The following is a 17,696-nucleotide window of genomic DNA, read 5'->3' on the forward strand; positions in this document are numbered from 1 at the left end:
ACAGCCTTGGAGCAGACACGTTATGCCAACACCAGGCGGATGCTCCTGGAGTTGGAGGGGTGGCTGCGAACCACGAACGAGTCGGCGGCGAAGTCGCTCCGGAAAGCTTTCGAGGAACTCTTGGTGCTTCATTGGCTCCAGATGCCGGCCGTGCTCCGCAAGACGCTCCCGTCCACAACCCGATTGAGAGCATGTTCTCGTTGGTCCAGCACAGCGAGCGGAACATCAAGCGAACACGGGGCAGCCTCATGCTGCAGCGATGGTTGGGGACCGTGCTGCTCGCCTGCGAAGGCCGGTTCAGGAAGGTGAACGGCGATGCCCAGACCGTACAGGTCATGGAGATGATTGAGGCTGAACAGGCAGAGCCGCAACCGGCTTCGATGAAGAAAGCGGCGTAACCATAACCATGGAGCGGCTCAGAAAATTTCAACGGACATCTTGATAATTCCACGCGGAACGCCATCCATCAGAACAGCATATGCGATCGTCCAATTGATTCAGCTTCTGGCGTGACCCTTACAAGCTCTTGTGAAGTGGTACGATTTATGACCATACGCAACTCAGGAAATCCTCACACCTCTGTATTAGGAGAGTAATAATTATGACTCCCAGACTTCTTCATATTCTCGTATGCGTGGCGGCTCTATTCAGTGCCCTGTTCTTGGCGCAAGCCGTTGATGCTCAAGAGCCGACGAAGTCTGAACCCACCTATGCATGGCAACCAGGGCCGTTTGAAGCCCAGTTGGGAGATCAAGCCACACTCAAGGTGCCTGAGGAATTCGTATTCTTAGGGCCTCAAGATGCACAGCGGCTCTTAAAAGATATGGGCAACTTTCCATCTGGAGAAGAATTGGGACTAGTCGCCGGTGGTTCGGAGGGGGAAAATTGGTTTGTCGTCATCCGATTTATAGATGCCGGCTATGTTCAGGATGACGATGCCGCAGATTGGGATGCCGAGGAGATGTTGGCCTCAATCAAGGAAGGGACGGAGGAGGCCAATGCAAAGAGACGAGAGAGTGGGATCTCCCCGCTGACAATCCGGGGTTGGGAGGAAAAACCCCATTATGATAAGGCGAATAACAAGGTGGTGTGGGCAATTTCTGCTGACCAAGGGCAGGAGGCCATCGCCAATTACAATACCCTGGCACTCGGGCGACATGGATACATGAGCATGAATCTTGTCGCGGATCTCAATCAATTGTCCAAACTGAGAAACTATTCTGCTCTGCTCCTCTCCAATCTCAATTTTGTGACCGGCAAGCGATATGCTGATTTTAACAGTACGACGGACAAAGTGGCGGCAGTTGGCTTGGCGGCACTCGTGGCTGGCGCGGCGTTTAAATCCGGGCTGCTGGCAAAACTGCTCGTGCTGCTCATCGCATTCAAGAAGGTCATTGTGATCGGCGCCGTCGGTATAGCCGCATGGGTGTGGAAGCTCGTCAAAGGACGTTCATCACCCAAACCGAACCGGCAGAGTACGGAGCTATGAAGACGCTCCTTGCCCTGCTGGCAGGCGCAAAGTTCGGAAAGGTCTTACTGACATCCGGCACGATGCTGTTGTCAGTGGTGACCTATAGTTTTCTCTACGGGTGGTGGTACGCCACGGGACTGGTTGGTCTGATCTTCTGCCATGAAATGGGCCATTTTGCTGCGGCTCGTCAGCGGGGATTGCACGTTGGAGCACCAACCTTTATTCCCTTCGTCGGAGCATGGATTCAGTTAAAAGAGCAACCGATGGATGTCGAAACGGAAGCCTATGTGGCGATGGCTGGCCCAGTGGTCGGGACGTTCGCGGCCATGGCCTGCTACTATGCAGCCGACTTCTACCAGAGCCCACTATTACGGGCGTTGGCCTATGCCGGACTTATGCTAAACCTGTTTAACCTGATTCCCTTATCCCCTCTTGATGGCGGACGAATTACCTCAATAATTTCTCCTAAAACCTGGTGGATTGGGGCCCCCATGATTGTTATGCTCTTCATCTGGAATCAGAGCCCAATGCTTTTGTTGGTGGCTCTCCTGGCGATACCCCACTTGCTCTCGACATTCCGACAAAGCGAATCGTCCTTACCTGCACGATATTATGCTGTGCCTCAATCCACGCGGTGGAGTTATGCGGCCTACTATCTGTTACTCACAGGATTTCTCGGTGTGATGACCTACGAAACTCATCGGGCAGTCGGCCTCTAACCGAATCATCTTCGCCAAAGCTAAGGAGTAAGAGTTCTTGTTTACACCTAAAAAATAGGTGCGCGGTCTGCGGGTGTTCTTGACCAGAAAGTTACGGTGCGGTGATAGGAGATCTAATTGGATCAGACGGTTTGTTGGACATGTCCAACAAGTCTTAGTCACCCCCTAAGATCAGGATCTGGCTAAACCGGAATTCTCTAGTCACATCGAGGGTGGTCGACGATTGCTGAAATGACTATTGCTTGCCTTCCATGGTGAACGCCTCATGCCTCGCATTCCTCGCGGATCCAGCGCTGGCCACGTCTATCACGTGTTGAACCGTGGCAACGGTGGAGCCGTCGTCCTTCAGAAGGACGCCGACCATGCCGCCTTCCTCGATCTGCTCGAGGCAGCTAAAGTCCGACATCCCGTCATGATTTTCGGCTTCTGCCTGATGCTCAATCATTTTCATCTGGGTGCAGTAAGCCACCAAGGCAACCCTCAGCCCGTTCGTGTAATGGTGAATGACCAGTCATGTCCGATACTACCATCTGCACTACCGCAGTCATGGACATGTCTGGCAAGATCGCTTCAAGAGATTTCCCATTCAACAGGACGATCATCTACTCACCGTCCTGCGCGATATCCTGCTTAATCCCGTGCGTACCAAGTTAGTCGATCACGCTCGAGGGTGACGCTGGTCGCATCCACACGTCCCACCACTCACCGATCCCCCTCCCCATCTCAGTGCCGACGGAAGAGCCGTTCTTACTCGACCCGCCACTCTCGCAGACTGACCTAATCACCCTTCGTACCTGCCTGAATCGTCAGCAGCCGTTCGTTGAGCGGACCGGCAAGCAGGAATAACCGCCATGCTCGACCTCTCGTCCACACTGCGCCGGAGCCGCTTAGTCTGTTCGATTCAGAAGATCCATGGCCAAATCCGTGCGGCGTGACATGACGGACATGATTGGCGAGAACCGAAGTGATTTGTTGGACATGTCCAACAAGATGTCGTCTCCTCATGGTGTCATAACTTGGTCCAACAGTAATGGCATGATGAAATTGTGGCCTCTCAACGATTGCTGAAACGGAATCTAACGGCTTGATCTATCCTCCGTAGCAACCTACGACAGACGACGGGGAACTGTGGCCTCCTACATGGACAGGCAAACAATTTTATCGATTCAAGATGCCCGCATCTCAGAGGCAGGGCCTGACTCGTGAGATCCGAACCTCGAGAAGTTCTGAATTGGAAGCGGTCTATCGTCGAATGCTGACAACCTTGATGCCGTTGAGATGAGACGACAGGCATCGATGGTCAGTTCAAATTCATCACTGAAAACATTCAGATAGTCCTGCAACGTGAGAACGGAGGAATTGCCACTACTTCACGAGCCAGCAATTTGCGCTTGTTGCCCCTGCAAGCCTTGCTAACCTGCCTGACTTAAGCCACATCGCGTACGCAACATTTCCAGCCATTCGAGCAACCCAGACCTCTCGCCTCACATTCATGATGGCCTCAGTTGATCTTGACTCACTTCTCACTCGCTCGTCGATGCCAATATCCTACCCCTACAGTTCTGCCCTCCCTTATTGAGCCACGTGAGTGATGACGAGTCGCTGCTCAACCATCGTGTCGTACAACGAGAGTTCTATCCGAGAGAACTGGTCGCACTCGGACAGGCCACGTCCAGACCATGCCGTAAGCAGCGATAATACTGCGAAGACCGAGGATATCCTTTCAACTCTAGGACCTGCTGATCGGCCGAAACTCGCCTACCTTGGCTCGTTCCTATTTAGACTGGCACCGACCGCCTGCGCTGTCTTGACATCGAGTCACCCCTAGAAGTTCGAGGTAGCGTCCGATTGGTATTTCGTTCACCGATACTCTGTGGGGCCGAAGTCGGTTGTAGTGGAATTCTCGCCCAGCAAACAGGACTGTCAGCAACGGATCCGGTATATCCACGGTGGAATGGAATTCCAATCGGATCGGTATGCTGAGAACGTTCGACCTTGCCATTGAGATGAGGGGGTCGGGGACGAGTGGGCCGGACCTTATACCAATAATGTTGCAGCGCCTCCTGGAACGTCTCAAAAACTGGCCACCGCGCTCTGTTTGCACCAGCCGCATCGAAAGCGTAGCCCCTTCGATGACTCGATGCCTCAGGCAACCGAATCACATTGGTAGCGATACGATCGAGATACAGGGCAATAACCAGCCTGTGCGCGCACTCGTCAATGGCGGCATAACTAGAAGAGGCAGGCCCTGACCTTCATCGTATCGGCCTGCAGGCGATTTCCAGTCACCGGACAGCTATACCAACTGGGACTCTCCTGTGGTCGTCTGTGAACCATCGAGGCCCGCTCATGAGCCTGGAGGACCTTCCGAATCGCTTCAGTGGCCGACCGAACAATGTGAAGACGAAGCAATCCTCCTTGAATGCGTTCAGAATCAAGTTTACGTTCATCGTGCAAACCGAGGGTCAGATCCGCGTGGCTCCGATTCAGGACGCGACGAGACGGACGATGCGATCTCTGCTTCAGGCTCTCAGGTTCCGCATCCTTACTCACCGGAAAACTCTCCCCCCCACAGCTGTACGGCTGGGCGACTGATGCCGCAATATAGGCAGAACCAAAACCCGTGTCCTTGCTTGCGGCATAGGGCTGAACCCACACCCATCTGTATAAAAGTCCTTCGCGATCGCCATTCATGGAGCTGGAACACACCTAAGTTTATTGAAAGGATGCGTGTGACCCTGACAGATCAGAGGCAGTTAAATGTTTTGTTGGACATGTCCAACAACATGCCCCCTAGCTCATGCATTCATGACTGAACCAGGATTCGTCAGCTGAGTGACGATCAACTGGAAGCATCGTGGTGGACGGCGAAGATGGGACGGTTGTCTTAGTGGGTCCGCCTACCACGACGAAGCATTGGATATAGCGTAGGACTCGACGAGATCCCACTCCGACCGCGTCGCAATCGGAATCCCGTCTAGAATGGCCTGCAGGTATTGATGACGCTCCGCCGCAACTGATTCGAAGGTCGTATCGGCCGCGTCGACCGATTGCGGTCAGAAGCGTTAAAACTCAGACCATCTTTTAGTTCCTGATCCAATGCTCGCTGTCCGCCTTGGGTCGTACATCTGCGCGGGATCAGCTCAGGGCTATAGAGAACACTGGCGACAAAGGACACAGTCTTCAGATCCGGGCGCTCAATCAGCCACCGCTTAATCGCCACGAACCACTCCATGAGTGACTGGCAGACACGCTGACCGGCGCCACTGTTCACGCCAGATCGGCAACAAGGTCGTCGCGAGCGAGCCACCGCAGACGACTGACCATAAGTCATTCTCTTGGACAGGCTGCGCATCAGAATGATGGAGAAGGATCGCAGGTCTTCACCGTAGAGCAAGAAGGCCGACTCAAGGTATCCGACATCGGCCAGCACCAGACTGGTCCGAGGTCCAGTGGCCAGCAGCGCGAACGCTCGGGTCAAAAATTCATGCACGTCGTTTGCTGTACCAGTACGGTTCGTTCGTAACGTGGCCCACAAACGCCATCGTTGGTCGCGACGCGCCCAGATGATCATAGGAGTGGTGGCCTGAGTTTCACCGACTTGCGGCTCTTCACACCGCCGGCTTCACCCGAGCGACAAAACAAGAAAAAATTCAAAGCCAGACTATGCCCCAGCAAGGTCGGCCGCATGGTCACCAAGGCTTCCAAGACATCCGTGAGCCATCGATACTTAGGGCGTGGGACGAGCTTCGCAACGCATGAAACTATGGAAACCGAGAGCGGCCCAACAGACACGAGAGTAACGAATCACGCCGATAGCCGGTCAGCTGTTCAAACCGTTCAGCGCCCAGCTCCAGCCCCCACCTCCAAACCAGCAGCACCTCCACCGCGAAAATCTAACCATTGGAAGTCTTCACGAATGGATCGAGGAATGGCGCGAGCGTGACCCGCGGTCCAATCAGTTCGCAATGCAGTGGAAGTAGAATCACGTCAGCCTAAATCGTGATCGGATGGCGGGTAACCGAAAAGCGAATCTCGTGTAGAGCCGGGATGCGGAGACCTAACGGACAGGCATGCCAAACCTCCTGCGCCTGTAAGAAGATTTGAATGCCGATCCTACATCAAGATCGATCAACTGCGGTTAACAATATCCAGCGCGAGGAGCGGTGTCGGATAGTCGAGACGTTCGATGAAGATACCCAACGGCGCACCCAACCGACCGCATTTCCCACTCACCGCGAGGTGCCCGAATACACCAGGTAATGGGCCTTCATGGACGGCTCGATGCGATGGAGTGGCATCGGTCGCGGCAATGGAGTACCTGTTGGCTCGGCTGTCACCTATACGAACAGGTAGGACGTGATCGTTTGTGGCATGTACGTCTACCTCGCTGTCGCGAAGGCATCGGTCGGCAGAACAGCCTGCAGACGCTCGCGCAGTACCGCTTGCTCGATCTCGGCAGCGAATGACGCCTACACCGACTGCGGTTTGAGCAAAGCGCCGTGGACGATCTGCCAGACACGAACCTTCGGCTCGTGGAAAATAATGCGCTCTATCGTTACCTCGACAAAGTGCTGCCCATAAAATGGCGTTGTTCCATCATCTGACCGTGCCATGGCATGACATCTTCAGCGATCAATTCGATGTCCTGCTCTACGACCCGGCCAGCCCCTCTTTCGAATCGCCACCACCGAAAGACGAGAGCGACGAGCTCCGCCATGGTTCCTATCGCGATAAACGCTCTGACTGCACCCAAGTCGTCATCGCTTTGATCGTCACCCCGGACGGGTTTCTTCTCGCCTACGAAGTGCTCTCCCGAAACCCCACCGACAAGACCACACTCAAGTGATTCTTGTAGTAGATTGAGACGCAATATGGCAAAGCGGAACGAACCTGGGTGATGGATCGCTGCATTTCCATCAAAGAGGTGTTTGCGGACAGGCAGGCAGGTGCCCCTCGTCTGCTGTCGGTTGACACACCCAAGGCCAGGCTCACCGAACTGGAGCGCGATCTCATCCCTTTGCCTTGGGTCTCGGTGCACCAGGGCGTCAATGGAAATCTGTTGCAGCAAGCGAGCGAACGGTCCCTGTTCGTCGAAAGTCGCGATCGCATCCACAAGAAACGCACCGTGTGTTGGCGGCTCATGAAGCTTGTGAAGCAACTAAATCAATTCGAGCTGATGCGGCTCAAACTCGGTACGGCCAAGCGACGCGGATGGGCCACCTGAAGCTTGATGGAAATCACCCCTCCCCTCAACCGGCGACCTCAGACACCTTATTCAATGAGGGAGCACTCGGAAGACTCTTCGCCAAGTGCGCCGGTGCGAAGGCGGCTCTCTATTGCGCACCAATCTCTGTGAGCGAGACCACGAAGATCTCTGGCAACTCGATATCCAGCTCACCAAGGTCGAGGCGGCTTTCAAAACCATACCGACGATCTACCACTGCCCCCTACCTACCACCAGCTCGAGCACCTGTATGGCCTCTTGCCCACACATCACCTTGAGAGCACATTGAAAGTTCTTGTTGCCGGGCCCCCCATGTCGTGCCCAACAATTTCTCCAGTCTCCAGATGCTCAACTCCAATTTCTCAACCACTGATAGTCGCAACTGTTCATGGACCGACTCATGCTTACCTTCCACCCATAACCCCAACCGCGAATAACCACCGCTGGCCAGTTCGTGCCCTGAGCGTACTATTGTAGTGGAGATCCGATTGTCTCATTGTCCATTTCATGCTCCGTCTGGACGGATTAGCCGTTCCAGTTGATACGGTTCGTCTAGGTCGTGAGAAGTGATAAGGAATGGTACGGCGTTTTGTTGGACATGTCCAACAACAAGTCCACCCGCTCATATTACTCACGACTAAATCTAGTTGGGATGGCAGGAAGCGATTTGATACCGATCTGAAAAGCTAGTGGGTGGCAAACGACTACGGTGTCATGAGTGATCGCCCTCCCCCTCCCCTTCCCTGGCTAGGATTAGGAGAGGGGGCAGTGACCGTGGATTATTGAAAAATGATTTGATCAATTTGACATTGGCGCGCTGGGACTTCCTCCTGCTTTCCATCCGTAAAATGTACGATCAGGTGATTGGGTTGCTGCGGAGCTTTATGCAGATCCACCGTTCCTGATCGATCTTGAAAGATGATGATCAACGAAGGCATCGTTGTCGACGGACTGAGCAGCTGCTCCTCGCTCCCCTGCTCAACTTTCGGCGAGGCGCTGTTTGATTTTCGTGGACCTCTGAGTTTGGCGGACAACGCCGACACCGTCGCACGTGTAATCTCCTGCGTGGCGGTGCACCACCGTTCGACATCCTTCGGAAACTCCTTGTGCAGGTTCCGCAAATCGTAGAGCGTCTTCGCTGAGAGACATTTGCCGGACGTATAAATCTCCTCAATGCAACCAGGAGGATCGATGAGCGCTAAATGATTCGTGACCATGGACCGATTCACACCAAGGAGTTCTGCAATTTGCGCCTGCTTCTCCCCTTCATCCATCTTTCTTTTGATAAACATCGCCAGTTCACGAGGTTTAAGATCTTCCCGCTGCAAATTCTCGATGACTTGCTGGTAATCGGTATGCGACCGATCGACGAACGCGGGAATCGTGGGTTTCCCGGCAGATTTGGAGGCCCTGAGTCGGCGTGCTCCAAAATTCAAGATCCATCGCTTCTGCTCGGTGGGGTGCGGACGGATCGACACAGGAGTTTTGACTCCGTGCAGTCTGATACTGTTCTCCAACTCCTCCATACTCGCCGCATCGAATTCTTGGCGTGGTTGGGCTGGATCTTCATCAATGTCCCTGACCGGAATTTGAAGCGGGCGCCCTAAGACTTCAGCCGCCACGGTCCGTTCTTTGGCGATCGGATCGGGAGTGGGAGCAGAAGCGGTACGATCAAGAGCCGTGAGATCCAGTGTCGCTGTGATTGGTTTTTTCATTCTATAACCCCCATCGTATGAGCAACTTTATGAAAGATCGGTTTGAGATGCATCCACGCATCTCGTGAACTCGTTTTTTGCAATGTCCAGATAGGCGCGCCCATCGCCTGGGCTTCAGCCACAGCCGTGCGTGAGGGAATGGCGGCCATACGTCCATCATCCAGTCGAATGAACAGCGAGGCAAAAGCCGTACAGAGCTGTTCGAAATTGGCGCGTTGAAAGGGAGTGGGCTCCACAAGATTCGGAAGCAGACCAATGAATCGAAGATCTTTATTCAATGTACTTTGTATCTTTAAGACCTGCGCCCGTAGCGCGGCAATACCATCGACGGCCTCTTGATTCAATTGAATGGGTGACAACACAAAATCACCCACCACGAGCGAAGCAAGGACACGAATATCAGGGTTCGGATTCGTGTCAATGATAGCCACATCAAACCGGTCATCCATTTCGTTCAGGAAGAGTTTGAGATTCATGGCGAATTGGTTGTGATCTTCTTCCCGCCTTTCGAGTCTCAAGAGGTCACCGTGCGACGGGATCACTACGAAATTTCCCTCCTCAAGAGTCGTGACATGTTCGGTCAATAATTGGTGAGCTGTAGTTGCCGAGGTGGTCGCCAGGTTCGACATGATGATGTTTTTCGATGTGTTTCCTTGATGGTCCAAGTCAATGATCAACACTCGTTTCTTGAGGTATTCGACGAGAAAGTACCCAAGTTGGCAGGCAATCGCCGTTTTCCCCACGCCGCCCTTCTGATTGGCTAAGACCAACGTTTTCATCGACAGCTCTCCTTGTTCATGGGCCGGTGAATCCTACTCTCGTCACTTTCTTTCCCTAATGACATGCATAGCAAATCCGCCACCTGTACTGCCCGAGAGTATTTTTTGATCTGACCGGAGCAGTATCCTAGGCAGGAAGAATTGTCAATCCTCTTTCTCCTCGAAGAGACTCTTTATTTTTGGTTTACTCAACCAGTGAGGGGAATACAGGTCTTGGCTACTGCGTTTAGATGACAAATCAGGCTCGTCTGGTTATCAGCGTGAGATGAGAATTTGAGCAACTCCTCCATCCGTCGGTCGGGGGTACGAGCGGGTATCGTCACAATAACGTGCACCTATTTTGGCGCGTGTCTACAAGCGCGTACCTCCAACTGCCGGATTCTATCTGGCTCCCTCGTTAGCCTTGCAGATGGTGATATCTGTCTTTTTGATGATCGTTCAAAGTTCTTCACGTGAGGCCATCGGATGAGACGATTCGCTTCGGAATGGTGTGTGGTCACGCATTGAGATGTTGCGAACTCTTGGCCTTTACCACGCTCTTGTGCCATTCTTCAAGAAGAACCAGCTTATAGGCGAAATAATCGCGATCGGCCGCATAAACGTGCAATTGCTCAACCGGCTTTGGCACGGTTCCCACCCCACACAGCAACGAGGCCCAGCGCTGACAGAGAAGAGGAGTGCTGTCGCGCCAGAGCGGCAATGGCCCTGGAATCGATCCCACCGGACAATGCCACTCCTACGGGGACATCAGAACGGAGAGTCAACTTTACGGCCTCTTCCAGGGCTTCACGAATGCCGCGCAGCATACCGGGACTATCCATCGGCAAGCCGCTGATTTTCGGCGGCTCCTCTACAGTCCAGTAGCGCAACGGTTCGGCAAACCAGTGATCAAGCGACAACATGAGCGTATGACCTGCCGGAATTTTCTGCACACCTTGAAGCAGGCTCAACGGCTCAGGGACATACTGATAGTGCAGGTACATATCTACGACCGACGGGTCAAGCGCCGGGCTTGATGTCAGCATCGGCAGGAGTCCCTTTAGCTCCGAAGCAAACATGAGACACTGATCATCCCTGTGATAGAAAAGAGGTTTTTCTCCGCAGCGATCGCGCGCCAGGAAAAGGCTTTTCTCTTCTCGATCCCACAGTGCGCCCGGAAACATCCCGCGAAAATGCGATGCACGCTCACGTCCCCAAACCTTATACGCGGCCAGGAGAACTTCGGTATCAGAATTAGTGACAAACCGTTCGCCTTTGGCTTGGCGGAGAGAGAGAATCCTGGTTAATAAACGTAGGTATAAATATGTCATATCCACAAGTCGATGAAGCATGAGATGAGCTGGATCGTCAATGGTGGATGGCATTTGTTACAGCCTCACGCCGCCGGCTATTGACGGGGCCATTGCTGGACAACCGGCGCGGAAGAATCTTCCACTTCCCCGCCCTTCATGTTCTGGATCCATCCCGGTACAATAGCACGTGCTTGATCAAGGATGAGTATGACCTTCACTCCAGCCCCCTTCTACATTCTCTGCGGTTCGCTTGGTGCCGGGAAGACGACGCTCTTAATGCGGCTGCTGGAGTATTGGAAGGCACAGGGCCGACGAACCGGCGTGTTGATGAACGAGGCAGGGACCGTCAGCATTGATGGCCCTCGGGCCGGAACGCTCGCCGAACAAGTCATGAACCTCGCCGGGGGCTGTGTCTGCTGCGACACGAAAGAAGATCTCTCCTGGGGGATTGCGCAGCTGGTGCGAGATCATGGATCGGATGTGCTGATTCTGGAATGCTCAGGCCTCGCCGATCCGGCTGAAGTGATCGATGCGGTGACTGATGCCTATACGGCCCGGTTGGCTTCTCTTGAACGAGTCATGGCCCTTCTGCATCCGGTATCGGCGGAGGAAAGTCACTCCGCCGCCTATGTGACGACACAAGCCATCCGTTGTGCCGATGAACTGATCTTGAACAAGCGGGACCTCTATGTCCCAGGCCATTGGGAGCGGTTCCGTGCCGCCATCCTCGAACAAAACCCCTATGCTCGCCTATGGGAAACGTCGCACGCGCGCCTCGATGCCGCCGACCTGTTGGCTCCGCATCCCTCACCGAAACCAGCAACTCCTACCAATGTGCAATTCAGTAAGTCGCGAGTTGCCTCACATCAGCGAGCGCCCTACCATCCCATCGCGACCACGATCCCGTTGCCCGGCCCGCTCAATCGTCGGAGGTTTCTGGCCTGGATCAAAACCTTCCCAAAAGAACTTGAACGGGCGAAAGGCTATTTCCGATTCGCGCAGGAACCGGAGCTGCAGGAATTCCAGTATGCGCCGCCGGGGCAGGCCACAATCACACCGCTCACTCTCTTGGATGAACCGGAGCCGACGCTGGTGCTGATCGGGAGGGGATACGATGTGGACCGTCTGGGGGCTGAGCTCTTAGCCACGGTGGAACACCACCAGAGGACTTCGTAAGCTTTAGGACCGCACATCCACTTCCTTGATCGGCCTCACAACCCCTTCCAATTTCTTCCTGAACCTAGGCCATCGCAGTAGCGCCCAGGCGGCCCCTCCACCCAGTGCCCCTCCGAGCATCCATCCACCGAGCACATCGGTCACGTAATGTGCGCCGACATATACCCTTGCAAATCCAACCAGCGCGACAATCGGCCAACTGACCCAGCCGGACTTGGGATAGAGGACTTGTAAGAACGACGCAATTGCCGCGGTGTTGGTCGCGTGATTCGACGGAAAACTGAACAAGGCACCGCAGCTGTTCGGTTCGATCTTGACCGCTTCGGTAAGTGCCCTGCAAGGTCTGACCCGTTCAAAAACCCATTTGAGCTGTCCGCCTATGAAATCTGAAAACCCGACCGCTGCTCCTAGAGCCGGACCTCCAAACAACGCCTCGCGCCGGTTGGCCCAGATCCAATAGATGATGGCGCAAGCTCCGGGCAGATAGAGCATGCTGCGATTTCCCAGTTGAAGAAAGAATTGATCAGCAGCCGCCGACCGGCCTGCCAACCCGTTGATGGTCAGAAAGAGAGCCTCGTCCATGCTCATGCGTGCGACGATAAAACGTTACTTGTTAACCGTCAAGCATGAACCGATCTGTTACCCGACTGACAAGTGGCACTTGACGCAGACGCAACCTCATTGCGTCCTGAAATGAATGCGGACAGTCACCTCGCCGTCGACCGGGTCGTCCCCTTTCATTTGCGGACCGAAGGTCCATTTGCCGAGCGCATTGATTCCGGCGATCGTGAGCTCTCGATGTTTGCAGGGTTCGAGTACCACGACCGTGACCTTGGCATGTTTCGAGACTAACAGACGGGCCTTCATCCAATCATCGAGTTCTTGGCCTTCGAGCGACGGTGGAATGCCGGGCCACGGAGTCGATTTCGGCACCGGGCCAAGTTGCTGATCCTTATTCAGCGACAAGCCGTGGACATGGACTTCGGGAAGTTCGAGCACATCCTCTTCATGATCAGAGGCATGCGTCGCCTCATTACCGGCCACTGCATGCGCAGCAACCGGCAGGATGGAGGAACCGATGATTCCACCGGCCAGCAGCCATCTTAGGTGTCGCAGAACCATGCTGTCCGTTCTCCTGCGCTTGAGCCCGATGCACCTACATCCATCAGCCATCTTGACAGCACCTTGACCCTGACCTCAACCTTCTCCACCTCAGAAAAACCACTGTGCACGAAAGAAAAACGAACGCGGCATCCCCGCATGGGCCACACCGAGCCCGATGCTGCCCTCACCACTGTTGTAGAAATATTGTCGATCAAACAGATTGATAAGATCGAACCCCAAGAGCAATTTCTGTCCATGCCAGGGCAGCGGGATCGTATGCGCAAGGGACAGATTATAGACCGTATACGAAGGTTCGTGCGAGGAATTGGTCTTTGCACCTGCTTCCGCGGTTCGCAATCCATAACCATAGAGCATTTGTCCGGTGATGATGGTCCGCTCCAAGAGGCGGTAGGTCAGCACGGCCGAACTCGTCACAAACTGTGAGTGATCGCAGAAAACTCCACTGCTTGACGTGATGTCGTTGATTTGCGCCTGGTCGAGCAAATACTGTCCTGACTGCAGACCATACCCCTTGCATTGTCCCCATGCCACGTTTCCGCGCAAGGTGAGTTTGTCCCTCACCTGCATCTTCAACGCAGCATCAATCCCACGCTGCCAGCCTCGCTCGAACGCAAAGAAATTCAACAGCGGGGTCGTCCCGAACTGACCAGCATCGGAGAGAAAATTGGCCAGCTTGTAATAGCCCACCAGCTCCAGCGTCACATAGCGGCCGATGGCATGATAGCTCCCTACTTCAAAATAATGCGCGCGTTCGGCCCGAGGACGGAACCCTGTCGGATCGTCCGGAGCGGCCGTTGTGTCTTGGGTATTGAGATTGACGAACGCGATCTGCTCGATGTTGGGCGGTGTGAACAGCCGACCGTAGTAGGCATGAAACACGTTTGATTGGTCATGTTTGTAGGTCACCCCGATCCGCGGGCTGACCTGTCCTTCGTTGTAGAACCCTTGAATCGCATCGCCCCGCACACCCACATTGAACGTCCATTGCTCATGCGGCGTCCATTGATCTTGCAGCCAAAATTCTTGTCGCGTTTGAATGGTTTGGTTGGATGCCTCCCGCGTAATCACTGGTCCGGCGGGCACGCCGCCACTGTCGCCAAACGCAAAGATTTGCGTCGCATTGCTCGCCCGGCTATAGTCGAACTGCATGCCCCCTTTTATCAGGTGCTGATTGCCGAGTACCCAGGTATGGTCCAAGCGAAAGCCACCGGAATAGGCCGTTCGCCCCTGGTTCGAAGTCTGAGCCGAGTTCACATCGTCCGCGTAGGATAACGCGTTCAACGGGTCGGTTTGAAAATTCGCTACTCCACGCCGAAAGTAGAATCCCAGGTTGAAGAAACGACTCGCATTCACATCATGTCTCCAGACCATTTGACTATACTGATTGTTTTCGTTTTGGAACTGGTTGACGTCTTTCGAGTTGACAGGGTTGAATGTGGGATCCTGGGCTTGTAACAGGGCCAACACGCTTTGATTGGCGGCGAGATTAGGCGTCGTGGGAATCTGAAACCTCCCCACAGAGGTGAGAAGGATCCAGCTGAAGTTGTTGCGATTGTCGAGCTGATAGTCGCCGCGGAGATACGCATTGTTCTTCTCGCTCTGATTATGAAAATTCGCGGTGCCCAACGTCGGGGGGTCGAGCCCTCTGGCATTGCTGACATAACTATTCAGAGCGTAGAAGCGGACTTTCTCACCGATCGTCCCACCGTATTCAAACGAAGGGTTCACCGTTTCATAAGATCCGCCGAAACCCTGCAGTGATCCGAATCCCGGCTTCGTGCCGCTCTTGCTCGTGATATCGACCACCAAGGCCGTCTTGTTGCCGTACTGCGCCTCCATGCCACCCAGGATGATATCGGCCCGTTCCCAGGCACGAGGCGGGACGATGTCGGCAAAGGCGCCGGTCACCGTGTCGGGAATGGGAATCCCGTCGATGCGAAACTGCTGGTTGGCATGGTCCTGCCGGATGTGCGTTTGGCCTAAGGCGCCGTAAGCCACGCTCGGAATGGTCAGGAGCACATCCGCTACCGTGTTATTGTTGCCGCGCGGAAGGGTTTCGATGTCTTTCCGGCTTAATTGGTAGGTCTCGCTGGAAGCTTTGTACTGAATTGGCGGCAGCTGCGAGACGATCTCCAAGGCAATCTCCTGCGTCACCGCCAACGTAAGCGTCACAGGAATCGGCTTATCGGTCCCGATTTTTACGATGACATATTCACTTCTGTACGTACCTTGGACGGCACTGATAGAATAAGTACCCTCTTGCGACACCGTGATGATGAACTCCCCCGCCTGATTCGTCACCCCTTGTGAGACCACGCTCCCTTCCTGATCACGTACCTGGACCATAGCCTGGTCCGCTCGCCGAAGATCTTGGCTTTGAACAACCCCCTTAATTGTCAAGTTTTGGTCATTGTTCTGTGCAGAAACGATTGAGCACAGACCCCATGCGAGTGTCATAACGATCATGACGAACGTCACCACCAACACACACTTCACGACTGGGTACATCGTGTCCCTCCGCGCTCACAAACCCATCACATTAATGAACGAATGGATGAGGCGCACTGGAATCCCAGGGCCTACCAGCCAGACTGACTGCTTAGGGTGATGGACCAGCTATACTTGCGGAGGAGCGCGAGAAGGACCGACCAGGGAAGGAGCAGCTGATAGGAGAATGGAATCACTCGGAGGTTCCTGCTGCCGGACAGCATCGCAGACAGTTAATCGTGGAACATCCAGATCAACCGAACCGGCGATATGGTGTTGCACCCACTGACAGATGTCGGTGTCCGAATGTTCGTGACCATCTGAGTCCGCTGCGGCCAGTTCATGGTGAACCTCCTGGGCCACGGCGAACGGAGCCAGTCCCAGGATGATGCAGACCATCCCCAACGAGACTCCAGCAAGGAGCCGCGCGGAAAGAGACCTGAACGTGAGCGAAAACATGGCGGTAGAATAGGCACCCATGGCCAGAATTGCAAGAACTGCAACACAGAGCACCATCGCACTTGATCGGCCGATCGGGGCAACCAATATGGACTTTTGTTGCCTGATTCGTTAAATTACTACCCCCTCAAGGTGTCATCAAGAATGAGAGTGGAAGGACGTAATCCCTCATGAATAGACCGATCGACAATCAGCATGTTATTGAAATCAAGGCCTTGCCATCTCCGCGCGCCATTAAGATCAAGCTACCTATTACCGATCAAGCTGCGGCACTCGTCGTCGAAACCCGAGAAGCGATTCGCAAAGTTCTCCACGGAAAGGATCGTGAAAGACTCCTAGTCATCGTCGGCCCCTGCTCCATTCATGACCCCGATGCCGCCTATGAATATGCCGCCAAGCTCAAGTCGGTCGCCGATGCATTCCGTGATCGCTTCTTGATCGTGATGCGGACCTATTTCGAAAAGCCCAGGACCACTGTGGGATGGAAAGGCCTCATCAATGATCCTCACCTGGACGGTACTTGCGATATCGCGACGGGTATGGAGCTGGCAAGAACGATTCTCCTCAAGATCAATCAGATGGGCCTCCCCTGCGGTACCGAATTGTTGGACCCGATCAGTCCGCAGTACATCGCCGACCTCATCAGTTGGACGGCGATCGGGGCCCGCACCACGGAAAGCCAAACCCATCGAGAAATGGCCAGCGGTGTATCGATGCCGGTCGGTTTTAAGAACGGGACCGAAGGCAGCCTGCAGGTTGCGATTAATGCCATGACTTCCGCCCGTGCGCCGCACCACTTCGTCGGTATCAACGCCGATGGACAAACGGCGATCATCAAAACCATGGGCAATCCCGACCGCCATATCGTGCTGCGCGGTGGAGGTGGAAGAACGAACTACGAGCCGGAACATGTCGCGACTGCTGAGACTGCAGTAGCCGGCGAAGGTATCGCCCGTCCCATCATGATCGATTGCTCGCACGACAATTCCCGTAAGGACCATACGCGTCAGGGCCTCGTCGCTCGCGAAGTTCTGAGGCAGTTCCGTGAGGGCCGACAGGCGATCATGGGCCTGATGATCGAAAGCAATCTCAATCCCGGCAGACAAGCGTGGAAAGAAGGCGTCGCACTCCTTCACGGCGTCTCGATTACCGATGCCTGTCTTGGCTGGGATGAGACCGAACGCCTCTTGACCGAACTCGCTGCAGCAATCACTCCAAAGCCGGTTTTCTAAACTCTATCTTCTCC

At 54.4% G+C, this 17,696-nt stretch carries 18 protein-coding genes; 8 read left to right on the plus strand and 10 right to left on the minus strand.

Annotated features, from left to right (window positions below):
- Nucleotides 1–59: 59 nt before the first annotated feature.
- From P0119_18730 to P0119_18740, 3 genes are all read left to right on the plus strand, one after another.
- Nucleotides 60–398 carry a hypothetical protein gene (locus P0119_18730; protein MDF0668083.1) on the plus strand — a complete coding sequence of 113 codons (339 nt, stop codon included), beginning with the start codon at nucleotides 60–62 and terminating at the stop codon, nucleotides 396–398.
- Between the two features lie 203 nt (nucleotides 399–601).
- Nucleotides 602–1,489 (plus strand): DUF2167 domain-containing protein, encoded by an 888-nt coding sequence (locus P0119_18735; GenBank protein MDF0668084.1) that lies wholly within the window; start codon nucleotides 602–604, stop codon nucleotides 1,487–1,489.
- Entirely contained in the window at nucleotides 1,486–2,190 is a 705-nt protein-coding gene (locus P0119_18740) for a site-2 protease family protein (protein MDF0668085.1), read from the plus strand. The genes P0119_18735 and P0119_18740 overlap by 4 nt, the downstream gene beginning before the upstream one ends.
- Before the next feature lie 235 nt (nucleotides 2,191–2,425).
- Here P0119_18740 and P0119_18745 read toward each other — a convergent pair whose 3' ends face one another.
- Entirely contained in the window at nucleotides 2,426–2,641 is a 216-nt protein-coding gene (locus P0119_18745) for a hypothetical protein (protein MDF0668086.1), read from the minus strand.
- A 1,898-nt stretch (nucleotides 2,642–4,539) separates the two neighbouring features.
- Here P0119_18745 and P0119_18750 point away from each other — a divergent pair.
- Complete coding sequence (locus P0119_18750; GenBank protein MDF0668087.1) at nucleotides 4,540–4,785, plus strand: hypothetical protein; 246 nt, start codon at nucleotides 4,540–4,542, stop codon at nucleotides 4,783–4,785.
- A 382-nt stretch (nucleotides 4,786–5,167) separates the two neighbouring features.
- Here the strand turns inward: P0119_18750 and P0119_18755 are convergent, their stop codons facing one another.
- The gene (locus P0119_18755; protein ID MDF0668088.1) at nucleotides 5,168–5,764 is read right to left on the minus strand and encodes a hypothetical protein; all 597 of its coding nucleotides are present in this window, start codon (nucleotides 5,762–5,764) and stop codon (nucleotides 5,168–5,170) included.
- Nucleotides 5,765–6,775: 1,011 nt separating this feature from the next.
- On the opposite strand from P0119_18755, the gene P0119_18760 reads away from it, so the two are divergent.
- Together P0119_18760 and P0119_18765 are read left to right on the plus strand one after the other, a co-directional pair.
- Nucleotides 6,776–7,039 (plus strand): hypothetical protein, encoded by a 264-nt coding sequence (locus P0119_18760; protein ID MDF0668089.1) that lies wholly within the window; start codon nucleotides 6,776–6,778, stop codon nucleotides 7,037–7,039.
- A gap of 51 nt (nucleotides 7,040–7,090) precedes the next feature.
- The gene (locus P0119_18765; protein MDF0668090.1) at nucleotides 7,091–7,417 is read left to right on the plus strand and encodes a hypothetical protein; all 327 of its coding nucleotides are present in this window, start codon (nucleotides 7,091–7,093) and stop codon (nucleotides 7,415–7,417) included.
- A gap of 779 nt (nucleotides 7,418–8,196) precedes the next feature.
- Here the strand turns inward: P0119_18765 and P0119_18770 are convergent.
- From P0119_18770 to P0119_18785, 4 genes are all read right to left on the minus strand, one after another.
- The gene (locus P0119_18770; GenBank protein MDF0668091.1) at nucleotides 8,197–9,132 is read right to left on the minus strand and encodes a ParB/RepB/Spo0J family partition protein; all 936 of its coding nucleotides are present in this window, start codon (nucleotides 9,130–9,132) and stop codon (nucleotides 8,197–8,199) included.
- Nucleotides 9,129–9,911, minus strand: a complete 783-nt coding sequence (locus P0119_18775) for a ParA family protein (GenBank protein MDF0668092.1) — start codon at nucleotides 9,909–9,911, stop codon at nucleotides 9,129–9,131. Before P0119_18775 ends, P0119_18770 begins: the two co-directional genes overlap by 4 nt.
- A gap of 496 nt (nucleotides 9,912–10,407) precedes the next feature.
- On the minus strand, nucleotides 10,408–10,539 hold the full coding sequence (locus P0119_18780; protein ID MDF0668093.1) for a hypothetical protein: 132 nt from the start codon (nucleotides 10,537–10,539) through the stop codon (nucleotides 10,408–10,410).
- A complete protein-coding gene (locus P0119_18785) occupies nucleotides 10,523–11,275 on the minus strand; it encodes an asparagine synthase-related protein (protein ID MDF0668094.1) in 753 nt (250 codons plus the stop codon). Before P0119_18785 ends, P0119_18780 begins: the two co-directional genes overlap by 17 nt.
- A gap of 135 nt (nucleotides 11,276–11,410) precedes the next feature.
- Here P0119_18785 and P0119_18790 point away from each other — a divergent pair, with 135 nt between their 5' ends.
- On the plus strand, nucleotides 11,411–12,379 hold the full coding sequence (locus P0119_18790) for a GTP-binding protein (GenBank protein MDF0668095.1): 969 nt from the start codon (nucleotides 11,411–11,413) through the stop codon (nucleotides 12,377–12,379).
- A 3-nt stretch (nucleotides 12,380–12,382) separates the two neighbouring features.
- On the opposite strand, the gene P0119_18795 is transcribed toward P0119_18790, so the two are convergent.
- The 4 genes from P0119_18795 to P0119_18810 form a co-directional block, all read right to left on the minus strand.
- Nucleotides 12,383–12,961 carry a phosphatase PAP2 family protein gene (locus tag P0119_18795; protein MDF0668096.1) on the minus strand — a complete coding sequence of 193 codons (579 nt, stop codon included), beginning with the start codon at nucleotides 12,959–12,961 and terminating at the stop codon, nucleotides 12,383–12,385.
- A 96-nt stretch (nucleotides 12,962–13,057) separates the two neighbouring features.
- Nucleotides 13,058–13,501 (minus strand): hypothetical protein, encoded by a 444-nt coding sequence (locus P0119_18800; GenBank protein ID MDF0668097.1) that lies wholly within the window; start codon nucleotides 13,499–13,501, stop codon nucleotides 13,058–13,060.
- A gap of 90 nt (nucleotides 13,502–13,591) precedes the next feature.
- Nucleotides 13,592–16,012: a TonB-dependent receptor gene (locus P0119_18805; GenBank protein ID MDF0668098.1), complete on the minus strand. Its 2,421-nt coding sequence runs from the start codon at nucleotides 16,010–16,012 to the stop codon at nucleotides 13,592–13,594.
- Nucleotides 16,013–16,120: 108 nt separating this feature from the next.
- Nucleotides 16,121–16,507 carry a hypothetical protein gene (locus tag P0119_18810; GenBank protein ID MDF0668099.1) on the minus strand — a complete coding sequence of 129 codons (387 nt, stop codon included), beginning with the start codon at nucleotides 16,505–16,507 and terminating at the stop codon, nucleotides 16,121–16,123.
- 113 nt (nucleotides 16,508–16,620) lie between these two features.
- Between P0119_18810 and P0119_18815 the strand changes: the two genes are divergently transcribed.
- On the plus strand, nucleotides 16,621–17,682 hold the full coding sequence (locus P0119_18815) for a 3-deoxy-7-phosphoheptulonate synthase (protein MDF0668100.1): 1,062 nt from the start codon (nucleotides 16,621–16,623) through the stop codon (nucleotides 17,680–17,682).
- Nucleotides 17,683–17,696 lie beyond the last annotated feature (14 nt).

Origin of the sequence: Nitrospira sp., assembly GCA_029194665.1 — a bacterium.
Classification (GTDB): Bacteria; Nitrospirota; Nitrospiria; order Nitrospirales; family Nitrospiraceae; genus Nitrospira_D.

Excerpts from the sequence above, each read along its gene's own strand:
- P0119_18765 (MDF0668090.1), top strand. The coding sequence starts at position 7,091 with ATGGATCGCTGCATTTCCATCAAAGAGGTGTTTGCGGACAGGCAGGCA.
- P0119_18800 (MDF0668097.1), bottom strand. The coding sequence starts at position 13,501 with ATGGTTCTGCGACACCTAAGATGGCTGCTGGCCGGTGGAATCATCGGT.
- P0119_18740 (MDF0668085.1), top strand. The coding sequence starts at position 1,486 with ATGAAGACGCTCCTTGCCCTGCTGGCAGGCGCAAAGTTCGGAAAGGTC.
- P0119_18750 (MDF0668087.1), top strand. The coding sequence starts at position 4,540 with ATGAGCCTGGAGGACCTTCCGAATCGCTTCAGTGGCCGACCGAACAAT.
- P0119_18755 (MDF0668088.1), bottom strand. The coding sequence starts at position 5,764 with ATGATCATCTGGGCGCGTCGCGACCAACGATGGCGTTTGTGGGCCACG.
- P0119_18790 (MDF0668095.1), top strand. The coding sequence starts at position 11,411 with ATGACCTTCACTCCAGCCCCCTTCTACATTCTCTGCGGTTCGCTTGGT.
- P0119_18770 (MDF0668091.1), bottom strand. The coding sequence starts at position 9,132 with ATGAAAAAACCAATCACAGCGACACTGGATCTCACGGCTCTTGATCGT.
- P0119_18760 (MDF0668089.1), top strand. The coding sequence starts at position 6,776 with ATGGCGTTGTTCCATCATCTGACCGTGCCATGGCATGACATCTTCAGC.
- P0119_18815 (MDF0668100.1), top strand. The coding sequence starts at position 16,621 with ATGAATAGACCGATCGACAATCAGCATGTTATTGAAATCAAGGCCTTG.
- P0119_18785 (MDF0668094.1), bottom strand. The coding sequence starts at position 11,275 with ATGCCATCCACCATTGACGATCCAGCTCATCTCATGCTTCATCGACTT.
- P0119_18745 (MDF0668086.1), bottom strand. The coding sequence starts at position 2,641 with ATGAAAATGATTGAGCATCAGGCAGAAGCCGAAAATCATGACGGGATG.
- P0119_18735 (MDF0668084.1), top strand. The coding sequence starts at position 602 with ATGACTCCCAGACTTCTTCATATTCTCGTATGCGTGGCGGCTCTATTC.
- P0119_18795 (MDF0668096.1), bottom strand. The coding sequence starts at position 12,961 with ATGGACGAGGCTCTCTTTCTGACCATCAACGGGTTGGCAGGCCGGTCG.
- P0119_18775 (MDF0668092.1), bottom strand. The coding sequence starts at position 9,911 with ATGAAAACGTTGGTCTTAGCCAATCAGAAGGGCGGCGTGGGGAAAACG.
- P0119_18810 (MDF0668099.1), bottom strand. The coding sequence starts at position 16,507 with ATGGTGCTCTGTGTTGCAGTTCTTGCAATTCTGGCCATGGGTGCCTAT.
- P0119_18805 (MDF0668098.1), bottom strand. The coding sequence starts at position 16,012 with ATGTACCCAGTCGTGAAGTGTGTGTTGGTGGTGACGTTCGTCATGATC.